We start from the raw sequence: 20418 nt of genomic DNA, 5'->3' as shown, positions 1-20418 counted from the left end.
GTCGGGCTCTCCTATGCGGCCATCGCCATCACCCGCCGGCCGGTAGCCTTCGCCGAAAGCGCCGGACCGTCCGAAGAGGAGCCGACATGAGCCACGTCGACCCGCCACCGAGCTGGCCCGTCGGGGCCGACGAGGCGTACGCGGCGGCGCGACGCGATCTCGCCGACGCCGAGCAGGAGCTGCGCGACCAGATCGAACGGGTGGCCGCCGCCCGCCGCGCCCTGCCACCGGGCCCACTGCTGGCCGACTACCGGTTCACCGAGGGACCCGCCGACCTCGACCGCGCCGAACCGATCCGCGACGTGCGCCTGCGGGAACTGTTCGACACACACCCGACGCTCCTGCTCTACCACCTGATGTTCGCCCCGGACGCCACCGAGGCGTGCCCGATGTGCTCGATGTGGGTCGACGGTTTCCACGGCGTACTGCCGCACCTGCTGCGGCACACCGCCGTCGCGGTGGTGGCGAAGGCGCCGCTGCCCAAGCTGCGGGCGTGGGCGCGCAGTCGCGGCTGGGCCGGTCTGCGAATCGTCTCCAGCCACGGCACCTCCTTCAACGCCGACCTGCGCGCCGAGTACCCGGACGGCACGCAACGGCCGATGGTCAGCGTGCTGCGGACCGAGGGCGATCGGGTACGCCACCTCTACTCGGCCCCGGCGAGCTTCCCGGACGGCGGCGAGCGCGGCATCGACCTGCTCAGCCCGGTCTGGAACGTGCTGGACCTGTTGCCCGCCGGACGTGGCGACTGGTACGCCGGCAACGACTACGTCGCCGATCCCGGCCGGTCCGCCTCGCGCTGACCGGTCCCCGCGCCCAGGAACGCCTCGGTGGCCAGCAGGTCCGGCAACCGCACCGCCGCCAGCCGGCGGCCGCTGAAGTCGGCGTACCAGACCAGGGTGCCGTCCCAGGTCAGGCCGACCGGCCGGCCGTCGACGACCGCCTCCCCGAGCAGCCTGCCGTCCCGGCCGTCCACCGCCCGCAGCATCGCGGCCTCGAAGTCGGCGTAGATCACCACGTCCCCCGCCACGGTCAGGCCGGACGGCGTACCCGGCACCGCGAACTCCCGGCGCACGGTCATCGTCTCGACGTCGCGCAACTGCACCACCGACGGGCCACGCAGGCCCATCCACATCATCACGCCGCTGGTCTCCACCCCACAGAGCCGGCCACTCGGCGGCGGGACCGCCCGCTCCGCGAGGACCTCCCCACTGACCGGATCGATCAGCAGGATGCGCTTCGGGCGTCCACCCACCTGGCACAGCGCCCCACCGCCCACCGTCAGGTCTGCCCGGACCCGGCGGCAGGACAGCGTACGGACCACCGCGCCCGTGGCCGGGTCGAGCGCGTAGATCTCGCCAGCCGCCTGATCGGAGTGCCAGAGGAACTCACCATCATGGGTCAGCCCGCAGAGATACGTGCCGGGCGCGGGCAGCTCCCGGGCAATGGGCAACGTCGTGTCGACACCGGGAATGGTCATCGGGTACCCCTTCTCGTCTCGGTCGCAACGGTGGGCGGTCGACGTCAGACCCCGTCGGCGAGCGCCCGGGACAGGTCCTCGACCAGGTCACGACCATCCTCGATACCGGCCGAGAGACGGATCAACGAGTCCGTGATGCCCCGGCGGGCGCGAACCTCGGCCGGCACCGGCCGGTGCGTCATCAGCGCCGGACACTCCACGAGGGAGTGCACGCCGCCGAGACTGACGCCGCAGGAGAACAGCGCGAACCGATCCATCAGCCGCGTCGCCGGTCCGCCCAGATACTCGAAGGACACCATCGAACCGGGGCCGGTCATCTGGGCCTTGGCCACCGCGTGCTGCGGATGCTCGGCAAGCCCCGGGTAGTGGACCCGCCCGACGACCGGACTGGCCCGGAGCCGCTCGACCAGCGCCCACGCGTTCGACACCTGCCGAGCCACCCGCAGCGACAGGGTGTGCAGGCCACGCCGGATCAGGAAGCAGTCCAGCGCGCCCGGCACGTTGCCGGCGGCCGTCCGGTACGACCGGTACCCCGCGTGCAGCTCCTCGTCCCGGTAGACCAGCGCGCCACCCAGCACGTCGGCGTGCCCGGCCATCGACTTCGTCGTGCTGTAGAGGCAGACGTCCGCACCGAGCTCCAGCGGGCGCTGGAGCACCGGGCTGGCGAAGGTGTTGTCCACCACCAACCGGGCACCGCGCTCGTGCGCCCGACCGGCCACCTCGGCGATGTCCACCACGCCCAGCAGCGGATTGGTGGGCGTCTCGACCCAGACCAGCGCGACATCCGGGGCGTCCAGCGCGTCGTCGATCCCCTCCGGCGTGCTCAGGTCGGCGTAGCGCACCCGGACGCCCTGGCGGGCCGCCAACTCGAACAACGCGTCGGTGCCGGAGTACACGTCGTCGGTGCTCACCACACACTGCCCCGGGCGCAGCTGGGCGAGCACGGTCGCCGCGGCGGCCTGCCCGGAGGACAGGACGGTCGCGAACCGCGCCCCCTCCAACCCGGCCAGACACTCCTCCAGTTGCTCCCGGGTCGGGTTCTCCCCCCGCCCGTAGAAGTAGCGGGGTTCGTCCTGCGCGCGCCGCTCGTACGTGGTGGAGACATGGATCGGCGGCACCACGTCCGCGGTGCCCGGCATGACCCGACGCCCCCCGTGCACCAGGCGCGTGTCGAACCGCATCGGTCACCCCACCCCGACGCCGGCGCCACGGAACGGCGACAGCGCCCGGACCAGGCCGGCCGGTACGCGGGCCGGCTCGGTACGTCCGTTCGGCCCCCGCATGCAGGCGATCCGCTGCCGCCCCCGAGCCACCAGCAGGTCGTCGTCGGCGATCCGCAGGTAGTCGAAGGCCAGCTCCATCTGTGTCTGGGTCAGCTCGGCCAACCGCATGCGCACCGCCAACCGGTCGAACGGGGCCAGCTCGGCGAAGAACTCGCAGTCGACCTTCAGGGTGAACAGCTTCAGATCACCCCGCAGTTCATCGAGCACCTCCGGCGCGTGCTCGTGCAGGAACATCTCCCGGCACCGGCCCTGCCACCGCAGATAGTTGACGTAGTAGACGTTGCCGACGAGGTTGGTCTCCTCGAAACCGATGGTGTGGTGGTACTCGTAGTAGCGCGACACTGTCACCCCTCCGTCCCGTTGAGCACCGCCACCACGACCCGCTCCCCGGCACCCGCCACCGTGCAGACCCGGGTGGCTATCCGGAGGCCACCGGAGTCCAGCACCACCCACCCGTCCGGGGCGGCGCCGGACACCAGCGTCAACGGCCCGTCGGTGCGCCCGGCCTTCTGCAGGCACTCGGTGGCGCACCACACCCGGGTCGCCGCGAGATCCGGCGTGTCACCGACCTCGGCGACGAGCAGCGCCGCCAGCGATCCGTGCCGGCCGATCAGATCGCGCCGGGCCTGCGCCGGGCGGGCGGTCACCGGCTCCACGTCGCAGGCCAGCGGGGCGTCACCGACCACCGCGAGGCGCAGTGGCGCGCTGTACGCCACCGACACCGCACGCACGCCGTCCACCTCGGGTCGACCGTCCGGTCGGTGGCGTACGACCACCGGGCGGCCGGCCGCCCAGGACAGCAGGGCATCGGCGTCGCGCGGCCCACCACCGGGCGCGGCGGCCACCGCGATGTCCCCGGAGAACACCTCAGCCAGACGGCGCTGCAGCAACGGCCCGAGCAGCACCGCCGGCCACCCGGCGGCCGGCGCGTGCGGGCGTACGGCGCGCAGTCGAAGTCCTGTCCAGCTCTCGATCACCGCGCCGGTCCCGTCGCGGACCACCACGTCGTAGACGTAGCCGGTGCCGTGCTGCTCCCGCTCCCGGGCGGTCATGGTCACCGTCTCGGCCGCGGAGAGCTTCGGACCGGCGGACCAGATTCGGTCGATCCCCTCCGGCAGCAGCGTCGCGTCCGGCACGCACACCTGGATGCCGTGCATGAACGCGTCCCGGGCACCGGGGTCGCCCAGCACGAGACGGCCCGGTAGGAAGCGGCTGAACCACTCGCCGGTGTCGCTGGTGGCCACCTCCGCCTCGACGAACCGCGCCGCCACCTGCCGGTAGCCGTGCAGCCGCTGGAACCGACCGCCCTGGAACAGCAGGTCGCCGTAGAGGTCCCGGGCCGGTGCCAGGGGCAGCGCCGGCAGCTCCGTCTGCTCCGGTGCGGCGGTGTCCTCCGGGTACGACCCGTCCGGCGCGAACCGCATGCGGGCCCGGAAGTGGTCCGCGGCGAACCCGGTCGCGGCGCTGCGGATCACCACGTCGATCACCTGCTCCGAGCGGACCAGCGCGGCCACCCGGATCGTCGCTCCGCCGTCCGGGTCGACCAGCACCGGCCGGTCGAACCGGACGTCCTCGATGACCGGCACCCCCGGGTGGCGGGCCAACGCCGTGGCGACCTGGGCCATGGCCTCCAGGCCGAGCACCGCAGGGAAGAGCAGGTCACCGTCGAGCCGGTGGTCGGCCAGGTACGGGTCGGTGGTGGTCGCGAGATCCACCTCGCAGACCAGCTCCACACCGTCGTAGCGGACCAGGGGTCGTTCGGTGAACCGCAGCAGGGGCAGCTCCGGTCGGTGGTACCGCAGGGTCTCCAGCCCACCGGTACGCCCGGTGACCACCACCACCGGCGGCAACGTGTCGTCGGCGAGCACCTCGCGCAGGACCCGCAGGCCGTCCTCCGGGCCGATCGGGGTGACGCCGGTGCCGCTGAGCGCCTCGACCACCGCCAACCGTTCCCCCATGCCGACACCGGACCACACCGACCACTCCAGGCAGACCGCGCGGCATCCCGGACGGGTCGCCGCGACCTTGCGGGTCAGCTCGGCGAGCGCCTCGTTGGCGGCAGCGTAGTGCGCCTCGCCGTGCAGCCCGGCGCGCCCGATGATGCTGCCGAACGTCACGAGCAGCCGCAGCCGCTCGACGTCGATCGCGGCCAGCACCGCGCGCAGGCCGCCCACCTTCGGCGCGAACACCTGGCGGACCGCGACCTCGTCGAGGTCGCCGAGCGCGGTGGGGGTGTTCAGCCCGGCGCCGTGCAGCACGGCGGTCACCGGGCCCCAGTCGGCGGTGAGTTCGGCGACGGCGGCGGCGACCGACGCCGCGTCGGTGACGTCCACCCGCAGATAACGCAGGTCGCCGGCGGCGTCACGGAGCCGGGACAGGTTCGTGGCCAGCGCCGCGTCGGTGGCCGGGTCGGAACGACCGATCACCGCCAGCCGGGCGCCACTCTCCCGGGCCAGCATGGCGGCCGCCTCGGCGGTGATGCCCTTGCCGCCACCGGTCACCAGCAGCAGGTCGTCGGGCCCCAGCGGCAGCGGACCCGGCCGGGGATCGACCGGGATCGGCCGCAGCATCGGCACCTGGCGCAGGCCCGCCGGGTCGTAGGTCACCTCGGTGAAGTCGACGGTGCCCGCCACCTCGGCCACCACCCGGTCCACGGTGTCCGCTCCGAGCGGGGTGGTCACCACGGTCGTCCGTAGCCGGTCGCCCTCCAACCGGGCGGTCTTCGCCAACGCCCCGCCCCGGGCGGCCGGCTGCACCAGCACCAGCCGGCCGCCGGCGGGTTGCCGCAGCGCGGCCTGGGCACCGCGGACCGCGACCTCCAGGTACGCCTCGTCGGGGTCGTCGGGCAGGCAGACCAGGACGCCGGAGCCGAGCCCGGCCCTCTCCAGGGCGCGTCGCAGCGGGTCGGCGAGCGGGTGACCGGGACTGGCGAAGACCTCCCACCTCCCGCCGATGCCGGCCAGGTCTCCCGCCGGCACCGGCTCGTGGACCAGGTCGACGACGAAGGTCCGTACCCAGGGCGCGACCCCGGCGACGACGTCGGCCCGGCCGGTGGTGTCCGCACGCCCCCGCGCCTGCAACGCCTCGGCCATCTCCCGCACCGTGGCGGTGGCGAAGTTGGTCGGCACGGAGACCGCCGACAGCCCCATGGCACGTGCCGCCTCGTTGACGATCTGCCCGACGGTGATCGAACTCATGTGCAGGTCGTCAAGGAGGCGGCTGTCGTCGTGGAGCACCTCCACCGGCAGCTCCGCCCGCTGCGCCACGAGCTGGCGGACCAGCTCCAACGCCCCGTCGGTCGCGGGGAGCGCGACCTCGGCGGCCGGCGCGGACGCCTCGGTGCTGACCGGCAGCGCCACCTGGGGAGCGGACTCGCAGGGGCTGGCGAAGAAGGCGCCCGGCCGCTGGGGATCCAACGGCCGGGTGAACCGGTCCTCGAACAACGCCGGATAGCTGGCCGGACCGCCCAGCACGTACACCGCGCCGACGGCGGTGAGCAGGCCGACGAGGGACTCCGCGTCGGTGTCCAGCGCCAGCGCCGGTAGGTCCGGCATCTGGTCGCGGGCCAGCCGGGTGAGCACCTGCCCCGGCCCCACCTCGACGAACAGGTCGACCTCGACCGCGGCACGGGCCAGTGCCGCGGTGAAACGCACCGGCGCCTGGATCTGCCGGTGCAGCAGCTCGACCAGGTCGGTGTCCGGTGGCAGCACGATCCCGGTCACGGTCGAGGCCACCCGCCGCAGCGGCGGCAGGAACCGGCACGACCGCAGCCGTTCGCCGAAGGCGTCGGCCGCAGCCGACATCAGCGGCGAGTGGAAGGCGTGTGAGACGTTCAGCCGGGTGCAGGCGAGCCCGGCCAGCGCCGCCCGCCGGGCGACCTCGCCGACGGCGTCGTCGGTGCCGGCCACCACCGTCTGCCGGGGGCCGTTGTAGCCGGCCACCACCGCGCCCGTGCCGTCGAGGAGGGCGGCGGTCTCCGTCGGGTCGCCGATGACGCCGGCCATCGCGCCGGGCCGGGCCAGGCGCGCCATGAGGTGCCCCCGCGCCGCAACCAGATCCCGCAGCTCGCCGTCGTCCAGGCAGCCCGCCCAGTGCAGGGCGGTCAGCTCACCGAGGCTGTGCCCGACGGCGACGGTGGCGTCGATGCCGAGCGCGTCGAGCACCCGCAACGCGCCGATCGAGCCGGTGACGATGCGGGGCTGGGCGGCCTCGGTCGCGGCATTGTCACCGTCCGGAACGTCGCCGGCCGTACGCCAGACGTCGTCCGTCTCGGTGAATCTGCGACGCAGCGCGCCACCGCCCCAGCCCTGGCCGGAGCCCTGGCCGGGAAAGAGGAATCCGACGCGTACCGGACGGGCGACCCGCCCGACGAAGACCCCCCGCGCCGGGTCGACCAGCCGGCCCGGGCCACCGGGAGCCAGCGCGGCAGCCGCCGCCCGCATCGTCTGCTCGGCCTCCCGGGGCGAACGGGCCACGACGGCGGCGCGGTAGGCGCGCCCACGTTGCTGTCGGTGCAGCGTCGCGGCCAGGTCGGCCAGGTCGGCGAAGGCCAGCGTGGCCACCGTCGGCCCTAGCTGCTCCAGCCGTTGCCGGAGCGCGTCCGGGCCGTCGGCGTCCACCAGGAGCAGCTCCGCGTCCTGGGTCGAGCGGGCCAGCTGCCGGGTACGCCGGTCCAGCTGCCGACGACGCGGACGCACCGGCCCGTCGATCACCAGGTGGGTGTTGATGCCACCGAACCCCATCGCGGTGATCCCGGCCCGCTGCGCGGCGCCCTCCGGCCAGGGCTCGGCCTGGCGGACCACCCGCAGCGCCGGCCGGTCGGTGACGAGTTCGGCGTGCGGGTCGGTACACCCGACGGTCGGTGGAATCACCTGATGGTGCACCGCGAGCACGGCCTTGATCAGCCCGGCCACGCCGGCCGCCGCCTTGGTGTGACCGATCATGGCCTTGATCGAGCCGATCGCGGCGGGCGCGGCCTGCGGGCCGGCAGAGCGCCGTTCCGCGCCGAGCGCCCTCAGCTCGGTGGCGTCACCCACCGCCGTCCCGGTCCCGTGCCCCTCGAACAACGGCACGGTCTCCACACCGAAGCCGGCCCGCTGGTACGCACGGCGCAACGCCAACCGGTAGCCGTCCGCCTCGGGTCGGGTCATGCCGCCGCGCCCGTCGGAGGAGACGCCCCAGCCGGCGACCGTGGCGTAGATGCGGCGGCCCTGCGCCAACGCGTCCCGCTCCCGCATCAGCACGACCATGCCGCAGCCCTCACCCGGCCAGAACCCGTTGGACCGGCGGTCGTAGACGTACATCTGGTCGCTGGCCAGGGCACCGGTGCGGGCGAAGCCGACCATCTCGAACGGATCGATCGACAGGTCCACTCCACCGGCGATCGCCACGTCGACGTCGTGGTCGGACAGGTTGCGGCAGGCGGTCAGCACGGACAGCAGCGAGGAGGCGCAGGCGCCGTCCACCGTGTAGCCGCCGCCGTGCAGGTCGAAGTAGTTGCAGATGCGCCCGGCGATGGTGTTGGCAAGGCCGCCGGCCAGGCTGTCCTCGGTCACCTCCGGAAACGGTGACTTGTACGAGGACTCCAGGCCGGCGAGGAAGTTCGCCACCCGCTCGTCGTCCCAACCCTGCTCGCCCAGCGCCGCCCCCACCACCCGCCGCACGTACGGCCAGCGCAGCCGCATCGTTCCCGCCCGGGTGAACTCACCGGTCAGCGTGTTACCGACGACGACGGACGTACGCTCGCGGGGCAGGCCGTCGCCGTCGGCGAACCCGGCGTCGGCCAGCGCCTGCGTGGCCATGTCCAGCGCCAGCCAGTGGGTCAGGTCGGTGGAGCGGTAGGTGCTGCCGCTGACCTTGAAAGCGACCCGGTCGAACTCGTACCCCTCGATCACGGCGGCGTTGGTCGCGTAGTAGCGGTCCGGCGCGCTCGGATCCGCCGACCAGTAGTCCTCGGCACGCATCCGCTCGTCGGGCAGCCGGCGGAACGCCCGACGCCCGGCGAGGAGGTTCTCCCAGAGTTGGCCGGGTCCGGCGGCGTCGGGAAACCGGCAGGCCAGTCCGACCACGGCGATCCGGCTCATGCCCGCACCATCTCGCGTGTCACGCTGGCCGGCACCTTGCCGTCCAGAGCGCCGGCGTCGGCGGGTGCCGGCCGGGCGGCGAGGCGCACCGCGTGCAACGACCACAGGAAGCCACCACGGATCAGACACACGATCGCGGTGGCGAAGAAGAGCCCGTACACGATGGACGCGCCGGTGAGCACGCCGTAGACCAGGGCCACGCCCCCACCGAACGCGAACTGCGACCACGGCCTGGACGGCGTCGTCCCCGGGTCGGTGATCATGTAGTTGGTGAACAGCACGAACGCCACGCCGGTCATGGTGGACAGCGCGCCGACGATGGAGGTGTCGAGCACCAGGCCCCGGAAGACCGACTGCAGGACGAACACCCCGAGCCAGCCGGCGATCAGCCACATCCGGTTGGTCAGCTTGGCGTTCAGCAGCGTCCCGAAGACCACGATCACCGCCGGGACGATCCAGTCGCCGACGCCGGTGAGGTGCTCGGTGAACTGGTACGGCGGCGCGATGGAGATCCACGGGAACAGCAGCAGCGCGATCGCGATACCGAAGTTCGACGGATTCATGTAGTGCCGGAGCCGGCCGTTGACCGGCGCCCGGAACAGCCACTTGCCGCTGATCGCGATCATCACCGCGAAGAGCATCACCGGCACCTGGTCGTTGACGTACAGCAGCATGTTCACCGCGAGGCTGGTGATGTGCGCCGGGTAGAGGAACTCGACGAATCCGCGTACGCCGCCGCCGAGGTAACGGGCCCGCCGCTCCTCGGCCCACGCGCCGATCGTCTCCAGCAGGATCTCGACGCTGTACCCCACCGCCAGCGCGAGCAGTGGCCACGCCCACGCCTGCTCGAACCCGAGGACGGTGTACCCGAAGATGTTCAGGACCGTGATCGAGATGGCGAACCTGCGCAGCGCGGTGACGATCCGCGGGTCCTTCTGGTGGGTACGCTGCTGACTCATCGCGAAGCCTCCCGTGCCTGGGTACCGAGGGCGAGGGTGTGCCGCCCGGGGGCGAGCCGCAGCTCCTGCTCCCGGGGAGTGCCCGCACGGTCGCGCCAACTCAGCCGCACGGTGACCGGACCGGCCACCTCACCGAGGCCGACCGAAACTTCGTTGCTACGCCGGCCGGAGTGGCCGCTACCGCCGTCGACGCGGTCGATCAGCACCCGCCCGTCCGGGGTGGTCACCCGCACCTGCGCACCGATCACCGGTGACCCGGCGCCGGCGAGCGGGTCGTCAGCCTGCGGCTGGTCGTGCAGCAGCCGCAGCGTCAGATTGGCTCCGGTCGCCGGGCTGTCGTTGCGGTAGAAGACCGGGGCGTCCCACTGCCGGGCCACGGCGAAATCGGGTCGGCCGTCGCCGTCGGCGTCGCCCACCGCGACCCCCCGGCTGGGCACCCGCTCGGCCAGCCCGAGTTCGACACTCAGGTCCTCGTACCGGCCGTCGTCGCCGGCCACGTGGAAGACCAGGTGTTGGCCGCCGGCGATGTCGTCGCCCTGCTCCACCCGGGGCCACCACCGCGGATCGGCCAGCAGCTCGTCGTTGGCCGTGGCCAACTCCTGCAACTGCGCCCAGCGGTTGACCTCCCCCTTGACGAAGCCCGCCGTCTGCACGATGTCCGGTCGGCCCCGGTTGGTGAAGTCGGCGAACTTCACGTCCCAACTCCAACCGCTCCAGGCCAGGCCCAACTCGGCGCTGCGGTCCTGCCACGGCGCTCTGCCCTCGCGCAGCGCGGCGCGCAGCTCGTCGGTGTCGCCGGCGGTGTTGACGAAGGCGAAGTTGCTCTCCTGGATACCGAACGACGTGGTGATGTTGCCGACGTACAGGTCGACCATGCCGTCGCCGTCGAAGTCGCCGAAGTCGACCCCCATGCCCTTGAACGAGTCGTGGCCGACCCGCTTCGACTTGGGCGTCAACCCGGGCAGGCCGCTGCTCTCCACCAGGGCGAAGGCGATGCGACCCGGCTCCGACCGGTTGTGCAGCAACCGGTCGGGCCCGAAGTCGTTGGCGATGTACAACTCCGGCAACAGGTCGCCATCGACATCGTTGGCGGCGACCGCCAACGTCCACCCCCGTGACACGTCGGTGGTGAAGACCTCCGGGACCTCGGCGTACGAGACGCTGGGCTGTGGGCCGGCGCTGCCGCCGACGAACCTCAGCACGTGGTCTTCGCCACCGTTGACCGCGTTGGACATCGACCGGTTCATCACCACCCCGCCGTGCTGGCCGGGATCGAGGACCGGGCTGTCGGGGAAGTAGTTGCCGAGGTAGATGTCGATGTTGCCGTCACCGTCGAAGTCGGCAAGCGTCGCGGCGTTGGTGTTCCACTGAGGGCCGCGGTAGGTGCTTCCGGGCGGCACCCGGTCGGGCAGCAGCTCGACCGCCAGGTAGGCGTCGCGGGACAGCGCGGCCGCACCGGCCCGGGCCAGGAACGCCACCGGCGTGCGACCCCAGTAGTACACCAGCAGGTCGGTGCGCCCGTCGCCGTTGAGGTCGCCGGGCAGACATCCCATCGGGGCGATGTGCGGGTTGGTCGGCAGCGGCGCCAGGTCCAGCACGAACGGCTGGTAGCGGTCCGCGCCCGCCGTCGGCGCCGGTGACACCACGACCCGGTCGATGCGCGGGTCGGTCACGCAGAGGTCGTTGGCGAGCCCGTCGCCGTCCAGGTCGTTCATGGCGATGCCCGCACCGACCGAGGAGATCCACGCCGCGATGTGCCGGTACGCGCCGTTGACCTGGCGGATCGAGTGCTGCGGCAGGCCACCCGGCATGGTCAGTGACAGCGGCGTGAACCGGTACGACTGCGCCATCGCACGCCGTTCGTCGGCGCTCGCCTCCGGCAACCGGACGACCACATAGGTGCCGACGAGCAGCACCAGCGCCACCGCACCGGCCAGTTGCCGGCGGAGCATCCTCTTGATTGCCGACAAGGATCAGCACCTCCCCAAGGTCACGAACTGCTGGGCGATCCGCTGCCGCCACACCAGATACGCCGGCACCGGCCCGTCGTGGTCGAGACCGTGCAACGCGCTCTGGGTCACCTCGGCGGCCTGCGCCGCCGACGTACCGCAGAAAACGTCGGTGGCGACACCGGTGTGTTCGGTGGTCAGGCCGGCCCGCTCCCGGGCCTGCGCGGCGAACGCGCTGCCCTGGGCCATGGCCGGTGCGTACGCCCCGCCCCGCTGGGCCAGCCGGAGCAGCAGTTCGCGGCGGGCTCCGCCGGCGTACGTGGCGGCGAGCGCGGCGCCGCTGTACAGGTCCTCGCGCCGGTCGGCGGGGAACTGGTCGATCGTGTCGGCGGCCCGGTCGGGGTCGGCGCCCGCCACGAACCAGATCGCCCGCCCGATGCCCTGGTCGATGACGTGCCCGGTCCACCGCCCGGCGGGGTCCGTCGGCCACGGCCCGATCCGGTCCCGGCGGCGTTCCCGGACGTAACGCTGGGTGTGGAAGTACGCCTGGTGGAAGCCGTACCCGTCGAGGGCCAGCCAGCCCAGCAGGCGGTCGGTCGGTTGGACGGCTCGGCGTCGCCAGCGGGGCAGCCGGGCCATCGCCCACCCCAGCCCGACATGGACCATGTAGACGTGCCGATCGGCGGGACCGGCGAGGAAGCGGGCCAGCCGGCGGCCACCGGTCAGCCCGTCCAGCACGGCGAAGCCCATCGCGGCACCCTCGTACGCGAAGCCCCGCAGGTCGGGTTCGACCGTCTCCAGCCGCCCCACGGTCTCGACGGGGCCCCGCTCACCCACCGCGTACCGGAACCCGGTGAGGAAGTGGACGCCGACGGACTCCAGCAGTTCGCGGCTGGCCTCGTCGCGGGCGACGAACCCACGAGTGGCGAAGCTGGCCTCGGTTGTTTTCGGGGTCAGAAGGTTCTGACGAATGGTTCGCCAGTTGACGGGCATGGATTACTCCTGACGCGCGTCATCCGCAATAAGGCCGACACGATTCGGCAAATTGGACCCTGCTGAATGGTCAGCGACGCTCAGGGCCTGTGTCGCCGTGTCGGTACCCAAACCATGTTTCACGGCGATCATCGGAGTTACTTCTCTCAACTTGCTCGGCTGACCCGTGAATTGCCCGGCGATCACGGCGACGGGCAATCAAGAAAACGTCAAGCAGCGCCGCGCACAATCCACAACGGTGCCCGATCGACTCCCAGGGAGTGCACGTGAATACGATGCCAGGTGTTACCCGGGCCGTTGTCGACCACTCCCGTGCCGCCGCTGCGGCGCGGGCCATCGACTACATGCGCGGTCACCTCGCCGAACCGCTGCAACTTGCCGACCTGGCCCGGGTGGTTCCCTTCAGCCCGTTCCACTTCCACCGCCTCTTCCGGGACGTGACGTCGATGACCCCGGCCCGGTTCCTCGCCGCGCTGCGGATGGCGGAGGCCCGGCGGCTGCTGCTGCACACCGGCCTCACGGTGACCACGATCAGCGGGTACGTCGGCTACACCAGCGCCGGCACGTTCACCACCCAGTTCACCCGTCTCGTCGGCACCTCGCCCGGACACTTCCGCCAGCTGGCGCGACTGCTGGCCGCACGGCCCTGCCACGTCCTCGCCGAGGCGCTGCGCCGGGCGGGCACCGAGGTCGGCCGCCCCCGGCTGACGCTGTACCTGCCCGACAGCACCCCCGACGACCTCGTCCTGGTGGGCCTGCGCGCATCCGGCGAGTCCAGTGAGGCGTCCCCGGCGTGGGCCGTCTCGGCCGGCGGCACGGGCGTGCCGGTGGCGGCCCGTCCCGGCAGACACCACGCCCGGGTCGTCCTGGTACGCGGGCACAGCACGGTGGCCCGGGCTCTGGTCGACGAGGAGCCGACCAGCTATCTGGTGGGCGCTGCGGACCTGCTGCTGCCCCAGGACGGCGGCGTCCGTGCCCGCATCGCGATCCAACCCCCTCGCCCCACCGACCCGCCCGCGCTGGCGATCGGGCCGGTCTGCCGGCTGATCGAGTCGCTCATCGACCGGGTCGCGCCGGGGCGCTGGTCAGCACCGACCCGGCCGGTCGACCGCCACGCCCCGGCCATCGCGTGACGGCGGTGACCTGGCGGGCCCGCCGGACGGCGGGCAGCCCGCGACGCCGTGGACAGGAAGGCGGTTGCCGACAGCCATGCCATTCGACCCCGTATCCGGACGCGTGTCCGCGCTGAAGGTCGCCGTCGTCGGTGCCGGTTACGTCGGCACCTGCCTGGCGGTGGCGCTCGCCGAACGCGGCGCCGAGGTGGTGGCGATAGACAGCGACCAGTCCCTGGTGACCGAGCTGCGGGCCGGCCGGTGCCGGCTGCCCGAGCCCGGCCTCGCCACCGCCGTGGCGGATCTCCACGCCACCGGGCGGCTCACCGCGAGCAGTTCGTACGGCGTGGTGGCCGGCGTCGACGTGGTGCTGGTGACCGTCGGCACACCGACCGATCCGCGCGGCGAGATGGTCGCCGACCAACTGGTGGCGGCCTGCGAGCGACTCTCGGAACACCTGCGCGCCGGACAGCTCGTGATCGTCAAGTCGACGGTCTCTCCCGGCACCACCCGCACCCTCGTCGCGCCGTTGTTGGAGCGCGGTGGACTGACCCGCGAGTGCGACTTCTGGCTTGCGTTCTGCCCGGAACGCCTGGCGGAGGGCGCCGCCCTGGCCCAGGTGCGCAGCCTGCCGGTGGTGGTCGGCGGGGTCGGTCCGCGCTCGGCCGCGGCGGCGGAGCGCTTCTGGCGCTCCGGCCTCGGCGTCGAGGTCCATCGGGTGCCGTCGGCCGAGGCGGCTGAGGTGGTCAAGCTGGCCACCAACTGGTGGATCGACGCGAACGTGGCTGTCGCCAACGAACTGGCACGCTACTGCGCGGCGCTCGACGTGGACGTGCTGGACGTGACCGGCGCGGCGAACACCCTGCCCAAGGGGAGCAGCATGGTCAACCTGCTGATGCCCGGGGTGGGGGTCGGCGGTTCGTGTCTCACCAAGGACCCCTGGATGGCCTGGCGCGACGGCCGCAGCCGGGGTGTCCCGCTGCGCACGGTGGAGACCGCCCGGGCGGTCAACGACGACATGCCCCGCTACACTGCCTCGCTGATCGCGGATGAGTTGCTCAAGCTCGGCCGCGACCGGTCGGACACCACCATCGCCGTGCTCGGCGCGGCCTTCAAGAGCGACACCGGCGACGTTCGCAACACCCCGGTGCTGGGCGTGGTGGCAGCGCTGCACGAGGCCGGGTTCCGGCTCCGGATCTTCGACCCGCTCGCCGATCCGGCGCAGATCGAGGCCCGGTTCGGCCTCACACCGGCCGCCAGCCTGGCCGAGGCGGTCACCGGGGCCGGCTGTCTGGCCTTTCTCGCCGGACACCGCCAGTTTCACGACCTTGATGTCGGCACCCTGGCCACCCAGGTGCACCGCCCCTGCCTGTTCTTCGACGGGCGTATGCACCTGACGCCGACGCGCATCCGCGAGGTGCTTCGGCTCGGCTTCGCCTATCGCGGCATCGGGAGGTGACATCGTGCCGAGGTCCCTGGTGACCGGCGGCTTCGGCTTCGTCGGCAGTCACGTGGTGCAACGCCTGCTCGACCGGGGTGACGAGGTGGTGGTCTACGATCCGGCCGACCCGCCGCCGGACCTGACCGCGACAGCCGGTCAGATCCGGCACGTACGCGGCGACGTGCGTGACGAAGCGGCGCTGGCCGCTGCCGCCGCCGGCGTGGACGAGATCTACCACCTGGCCGCGGTGGTCGGCGTCGACCGGTATCTCAGCAGGCCGCTCGACGTCGTCGAGGTCAACGTGGACGGCACCCGCAACGCCCTGCGGGCCGGCCTGCGCTGCGGTGCCCGGGTGCTGGTCTCCAGCACCAGCGAGGTGTACGGACGCAATCCCCGGGTGCCGTGGCGGGAGGAGGACGACCGGGTGCTCGGCAGCACCGCGACCGACCGGTGGTCGTACGCGACGAGCAAGGCCGCCGCGGAACATCTCGCCTTCGCGTACCACCGGCAGGAAGGGCTGCCGGTGGTCGTGCTGCGGTACTTCAACGTCTACGGCCCACGGCAGCGGCCCGCGTACGTGCTCAGCCGCACGATCGCCCGGCTGCTCCGCGGTGATCCACCCGTGGTGTACGACGATGGCCGACAAACCCGCTGTTTCACCTGGGTGCACGAGGCGGCCGAGGCGACCCTGCTGGCGGCGGCGCACCCGCGTGCGGTGGGCGAGTGTTTCAACATCGGCAACACCGTCGAGACGTCGGTGGCCGAGGCGATCCGGCTGGCCGCCACGGTGGCCGGGGTGCCGGTGTCGGCCCGTACCGCGGACACCGGCACCGGCCTGGGCGCCCGTTACCAGGACATCCCTCGGCGTGTACCGGACTGCGGCAAGGCCGACAGCCTGCTCGGTTGGCGCGCCGAGACTCCCCTGGCGACCGGCCTGCGCCAAACCGTCGAGTGGGCCCGGCGCAACCCCTGGTGGACGACGCAGGCCGATGACGGGCTGGTTGCCCGCTAGCCCGCCGTCGCACGGTCACGCAGGCGACGACGGCGCGCTCAGGTCTGGCCGGGTACGACGATGGCCGGACGGATCTGCCCACCGAGGCCGGGGCGGTCCCCGGCGACGCGGGCCCGCGCGTAACGGCGACGCAGGGGCTCCTCCACCCAACGGTGCAGTCCGATCGCGACGGCGATCGACAGCACCAGCATCGCGCCCGCGAGCAGGAAACCCATCCCGGCGTCGAACCGCTGGTCCGCCCCGACCAGGTGCCGCACGATCAGCATGATCGGGAAGTGGATGATGTACAGCGCGTACGACGCGTCGCCCAGGGCGACCAACGGCCGGGAGCGCAGCACCTTACCGCGACCCTCCAGGTCCGCCTGGGCCAGGTTCGCCACCAACGCGAACAGCGGCAGGAACAGCGCCGCGCTGAAGATGAAGGTGAACGGCAGCATCGGGGTCAGCAGGAAGGCCAGGATCGTCGTGAGCACCAACTTCCACCGGGCGATCCGCCGCCAGCGGCCGGTGCGCACCAGGCGGGCCAGCACCATGCCGAGCAGGAAGTTCAGCAGCCGGACCGGCGGGAAGGTGTAGACGAACCAGTACTCGGTGAGGTTGAACGGCAGCCAGTCCAGTTGGGCGACGCCGGGCAGCAGCGGACCCAGCGCCGAGACCAGCAGGATCCCCCCGACGATCGCCAGGCACCAACGCCACAGCCGCTCGGCCGGGATGCGCAGCACCACCGGCAGCAGCAACGGGAACAGCAGGTAGAAGAAGGCCTCGGTCGAGATCGACCAGGCCGGGGTGTTCAGGTAGGACAGGTAGTCCCAGGACGGCACCCAGCCCTGCACCAGCAGCAGGCTCGCCACCGCCGGGCCGGGACGCAGTTCGGTGGAGAATCCAGTGACCGGCGACGGTGCGCTGGCGACCAGGACGAACGCCACGGCGACACCCCAGGCGAGCACGTGCAGCGGCACGATCTTCCAGAACCGGCGACGCCAGAACCGGCGCGCCCGGTCCATCGGTGGCGCCGACCAGGTCAACACGAAACCACTGAGGGTGAAGAAGGTGGCCAGAGCGGCCGACGCCAACGGCGTGGTCAGGCCCATCCCGAGTTGCAGCGCCTCGTTGGCGAAGAGCTGTGACGTGGCGAGCAGGTGCACCGCCGCCACGGTGAGGGCGAGGAAGAAGCGATATCCGGTGAGTGCCGGCAGGTGGTGCGGTCGTGCGTCGGTGTGTGTCACGTCGCTCCTCGGATGGACCAGGCCACGCTCTGCGCCGGATGCGACCCATCTGTCCGTTGTCGAACGGGGCGGTCGCCGACACAGGGCCGAGTCTTTCGTCGTATCTGCCGACGAAATGGGATCAATCTGCCTGGCCGATAAATGTCCAACATCGGCGCTGATTGGTTGCGGTGAATGCGACGATGACACGCGGGCAGGCGCTGACGCACCGTACTATTGGTCGGTTCGTCATACACCGGACCGCCGCACCCCACCATTTCCCACATCGTAGGATCAAGGCACCGGACGCCGCGCCGGATTCAGTTGGAGTTCGGCGACGATTCGGCGGTACGGGTGGCCACGAAAAGCCCTCGTCCGGTCAACCAGCCACTCACATATGTTCCCTCGCAGCCGGCGGCGGCGAAGGCCTCCAGGTACTCGTCACGAGTGAACATCGCGAGCCGACCGACCTGGCTGAACTCGTGGATGCCGTACGCGTCACCCACCAGCCACCGTTCCTCCATCCGGGTGAGCCGTCCCTGCCGTGTCGAACGCGAGACGCGAGCCACCACGCGGTCCGGTTCGCGCACCAGGTCACCACCGAGATGGCCGTCGATGAAGCGCTCCGGGAACCACCAGGGCTCCACCACCAGCACACCGCCGGGCGCGAGATGCCGGGCCATCGCGGTGACCGCCGCCCGCATCTCAGCCACCGTGCCGAGGAAGTTGATCGCGGTGAACAGACAGGTCACCGCGTCGAAGGTGGCACCGAGCCGGAGAGCGCGCATGTCACCGGCGTGCAGCGTCACCTCGGGCAGCCGGCGACGAGCCACATTCAGCATGGCGGGGGCGAAATCCACGCCCTCGACGTGGGCGAACCGGCTGGCAAAGGTTTCCAGGTGCGCCCCGGTGCCGCAGCCGACGTCGAGCAACCGAGTCGCACCGGGACGGACGGCCAGTATCCGGTCGGCCACGTCGGTCGCCTCCGCCTGCCAGCTCTTGCCCCGGCTACGGTAGGCCGCTTCGTACACCGCGGCGTGCTGTGGGCCGAACATCTCTCCCCTTCCCGCGCCACCGATCGTCGACCTGCAGCCTCTATAACCACGGTCTGATATTGTCGTGCCGTGCACGCGTTCGACGTCCTGGGCGACCCCGTCCGCCGCCGCATCATCGAGTTGCTGGCCGACGGCGAGATGTCGGCCGGCGAGGTCGGGGCGATCGTGCAACGCGAGTTCGGGATCTCCCAGCCAGGTGTCTCCCAGCATCTTCGGGTGCTGCGGGAAAACGGCTTCACGACCGTTCGCCCGCAGGGCACCCGCCGTCTCTATGCCGTCGATCCGGCGCCGCTGCAGGAGCTGGACCACTGGCTGGAGCGCTACCGCAGCTTCTGGAACCAGCGCCTCGACGCCCTGAGCACGGAGATCGCGCGAGGCCGCTCCCGCCGCCGGTCCGGCAGTGGCGATTCGCCGTCCGAGCGCCGGACCAGCCGTCAGCCCGGCGACACGGACGGCTAGGCACGATCCTCCGGCCACGGCCCGGCTGCGTCGGTACCGCCGGGCGACCGCACCGGCTGTGCAGCGCCCCACCGGTCAGGTGCGATCAGGCGCTGCGCCGCGCGGCGAACTCGGGCAGCCGGTGGACGACCTCGTCGGGAGCCGGCATCGCGGCGATCTCGGCGGCGATCGCCTTCGCCGCCGTCCGGTAGCTCTCGTCGGCGATCAGCCGCTTCGCGGCCTCCGCCACCGCCTCGGCGTTGACCGCGTCGGGCGGCAGGTGGTCGCCGGCCTTCGCCTGGGCGACAGCCTGCGCGTTCGCGAACGAGTCCCCCGCCCACGGGAAGGACAGCTGCGGCACACCGGCGTCGAACGCGCCGATCGTGGTCCCGCTGCCGCCGTGGTGGACCACCAGGTCGACGTGGGCGAGCAGCGCCGCCTGCGAGACCCACGACTCCAGCCGCACGTTGGCCGGCACGTCGCCGAGTTGGGTGAGATCGAGCGACGGGCCGCCGGCGACGAGGACGTCGACGTCCAGGGTGGCCAGGCCGTCGATGGCGGCCCGCAGTACCTCGACGGTGCCGCCGCTGGAGGTGCCCAGGGTCAGGTACACCAGAGGTCGGGACCGGGCTCGCTCGCGCACCCAGTCCGGGACCTCCGGCCGCTCGGTGAAGGGCACCGGGCGCAACTCGTACCGCTGCGGACGGGACCGGAACGCCGGCTCCTGCAACGACGGCGGATAGATGTCGAGGAACGGGTTGCCGAAGGCGTCGATGCGTCCGGGTGGCAGGTCGATGCCGAGTTCCACGGCGAGCCGACCCACCTCGTCCTCGATGGAGCGGGTCAGCTCGTCCGGGGTGTCGCGGCCGACCCCGTGGCAGATGGTCGGGATGCCGGCCACGGTGGCGGCAAGTCCCGCGCCGTAGTTGCTGACCTCCTGCACAACGAGGTCCGGACGCAGCCGGTCGAGCACCGGGTGGAGCTGGTCGAAGATCCGCTTCGGCATCACCTGCCCGAACACGATCTGGGGAAGCTCGCTGAGCTGCTCAGGCGTCAGGCCCTCGGGGCTGTCGGTGTCGAAACGGATCCGCAGCGCCGCCAGGAAGCCGTCGAAGACCGGCATTCCGGTGGCGACCGGGGCGAAGCTCTGGGCCCGTAACGTCTCGGCGAAGCCCTCACCGGTGGCGAAGGTGACCTCGTGGCCGGCGTCCCGGGCGGCGGCGGCCAGCGGCAGGAGCGGGTAGGTGTGGCCGTGTGTTCCGAGACTGGCGAACAGCACACGCACGTCGATCACTCGCCTTTCACAGGGGTCAACAATCCACTTTACTCATATATAGCATGAGCTTCCCCGCCCTACCGTGTCCCTGCTTGCGCAACTGATGCGGCAAGCAATCTCGCTGTGTTGTGCCGC

15 protein-coding genes are annotated in these 20418 nt (G+C 72.0%); 5 read left to right on the top strand and 10 right to left on the bottom strand.

Annotated elements, in window-relative coordinates; all coding sequences use genetic code 11:
- Positions 1 to 86: 86 nt before the first annotated feature.
- Positions 87 to 800: a DUF899 family protein gene (locus tag ACLQ2S_RS17835; protein WP_425702121.1), complete on the top strand. Its 714-nt coding sequence runs from the start codon at positions 87 to 89 to the stop codon at positions 798 to 800.
- On the opposite strand, the gene ACLQ2S_RS17830 is transcribed toward ACLQ2S_RS17835, so the two are convergent.
- Genes ACLQ2S_RS17830 through ACLQ2S_RS17800 form a run of 7 tightly spaced genes read right to left on the bottom strand, consistent with a single transcriptional unit; the run spans position 764 to position 12744 of the window.
- Positions 764 to 1477: a hypothetical protein gene (locus tag ACLQ2S_RS17830; RefSeq protein WP_425702120.1), complete on the bottom strand. Its 714-nt coding sequence runs from the start codon at positions 1475 to 1477 to the stop codon at positions 764 to 766. The genes ACLQ2S_RS17835 and ACLQ2S_RS17830 overlap by 37 nt on opposite strands.
- Positions 1478 to 1521: 44 nt before the next feature.
- Positions 1522 to 2658, bottom strand: a complete 1137-nt coding sequence (locus ACLQ2S_RS17825; protein ID WP_425702119.1) for a trans-sulfuration enzyme family protein — start codon at positions 2656 to 2658, stop codon at positions 1522 to 1524.
- A gap of 3 nt (positions 2659 to 2661) precedes the next feature.
- Positions 2662 to 3108 carry an acyl-CoA thioesterase gene (locus ACLQ2S_RS17820; RefSeq protein WP_210937056.1) on the bottom strand — a complete coding sequence of 149 codons (447 nt, stop codon included), beginning with the start codon at positions 3106 to 3108 and terminating at the stop codon, positions 2662 to 2664.
- Positions 3105 to 8948, bottom strand: a complete 5844-nt coding sequence (locus ACLQ2S_RS17815; protein WP_425702118.1) for a type I polyketide synthase — start codon at positions 8946 to 8948, stop codon at positions 3105 to 3107. The genes ACLQ2S_RS17820 and ACLQ2S_RS17815 overlap by 4 nt, the downstream gene beginning before the upstream one ends.
- Complete coding sequence (locus ACLQ2S_RS17810) at positions 8840 to 9802, bottom strand: enediyne biosynthesis protein (protein ID WP_425702117.1); 963 nt, start codon at positions 9800 to 9802, stop codon at positions 8840 to 8842. The genes ACLQ2S_RS17815 and ACLQ2S_RS17810 overlap by 109 nt, the downstream gene beginning before the upstream one ends.
- The gene (locus tag ACLQ2S_RS17805) at positions 9799 to 11772 is read right to left on the bottom strand and encodes a CRTAC1 family protein (RefSeq protein WP_425702116.1); all 1974 of its coding nucleotides are present in this window, start codon (positions 11770 to 11772) and stop codon (positions 9799 to 9801) included. The genes ACLQ2S_RS17810 and ACLQ2S_RS17805 overlap by 4 nt, the downstream gene beginning before the upstream one ends.
- A gap of 3 nt (positions 11773 to 11775) precedes the next feature.
- Positions 11776 to 12744, bottom strand: coding sequence for a DUF1702 family protein (locus ACLQ2S_RS17800; protein WP_425702115.1), 969 nt, complete (start codon positions 12742 to 12744; stop codon positions 11776 to 11778).
- 266 nt (positions 12745 to 13010) lie between these two features.
- On the opposite strand from ACLQ2S_RS17800, the gene ACLQ2S_RS17795 reads away from it, so the two are divergent.
- The 3 genes from ACLQ2S_RS17795 to ACLQ2S_RS17785 all read left to right on the top strand — a co-directional run bounded on the left by ACLQ2S_RS17795 (position 13011) and on the right by ACLQ2S_RS17785 (position 16309).
- Positions 13011 to 13877 (top strand): helix-turn-helix domain-containing protein, encoded by an 867-nt coding sequence (locus ACLQ2S_RS17795; protein ID WP_425702114.1) that lies wholly within the window; start codon positions 13011 to 13013, stop codon positions 13875 to 13877.
- A gap of 76 nt (positions 13878 to 13953) precedes the next feature.
- Positions 13954 to 15315, top strand: a complete 1362-nt coding sequence (locus ACLQ2S_RS17790) for a nucleotide sugar dehydrogenase (RefSeq protein ID WP_425702113.1) — start codon at positions 13954 to 13956, stop codon at positions 15313 to 15315.
- 4 nt (positions 15316 to 15319) lie between these two features.
- Positions 15320 to 16309: an NAD-dependent epimerase/dehydratase family protein gene (locus ACLQ2S_RS17785; protein WP_425702112.1), complete on the top strand. Its 990-nt coding sequence runs from the start codon at positions 15320 to 15322 to the stop codon at positions 16307 to 16309.
- A gap of 38 nt (positions 16310 to 16347) precedes the next feature.
- Here the strand turns inward: ACLQ2S_RS17785 and ACLQ2S_RS17780 are convergent, their stop codons facing one another.
- Positions 16348 to 17535: an acyltransferase family protein gene (locus ACLQ2S_RS17780; RefSeq protein WP_425702111.1), complete on the bottom strand. Its 1188-nt coding sequence runs from the start codon at positions 17533 to 17535 to the stop codon at positions 16348 to 16350.
- A 299-nt stretch (positions 17536 to 17834) separates the two neighbouring features.
- A complete protein-coding gene (locus ACLQ2S_RS17775; RefSeq protein ID WP_425702110.1) occupies positions 17835 to 18569 on the bottom strand; it encodes a class I SAM-dependent methyltransferase in 735 nt (244 codons plus the stop codon).
- A gap of 69 nt (positions 18570 to 18638) precedes the next feature.
- Here ACLQ2S_RS17775 and ACLQ2S_RS17770 point away from each other — a divergent pair, with 69 nt between their 5' ends.
- The gene (locus ACLQ2S_RS17770; protein ID WP_425702109.1) at positions 18639 to 19028 is read left to right on the top strand and encodes an ArsR/SmtB family transcription factor; all 390 of its coding nucleotides are present in this window, start codon (positions 18639 to 18641) and stop codon (positions 19026 to 19028) included.
- 85 nt (positions 19029 to 19113) lie between these two features.
- Here the strand turns inward: ACLQ2S_RS17770 and ACLQ2S_RS17765 are convergent, their stop codons facing one another.
- Positions 19114 to 20301 (bottom strand): glycosyltransferase, encoded by a 1188-nt coding sequence (locus ACLQ2S_RS17765; protein ID WP_425702108.1) that lies wholly within the window; start codon positions 20299 to 20301, stop codon positions 19114 to 19116.
- Positions 20302 to 20418 lie beyond the last annotated feature (117 nt).

The sequence above is a fragment of the Micromonospora sp. DT48 genome, from assembly GCF_049844495.1.
Lineage (GTDB): Bacteria > Actinomycetota > Actinomycetes > Mycobacteriales > Micromonosporaceae > Micromonospora.
The sequence above is the reverse complement of the archived record's forward strand: the minus strand, read 5'-3'. Positions and strand labels throughout refer to the sequence as shown.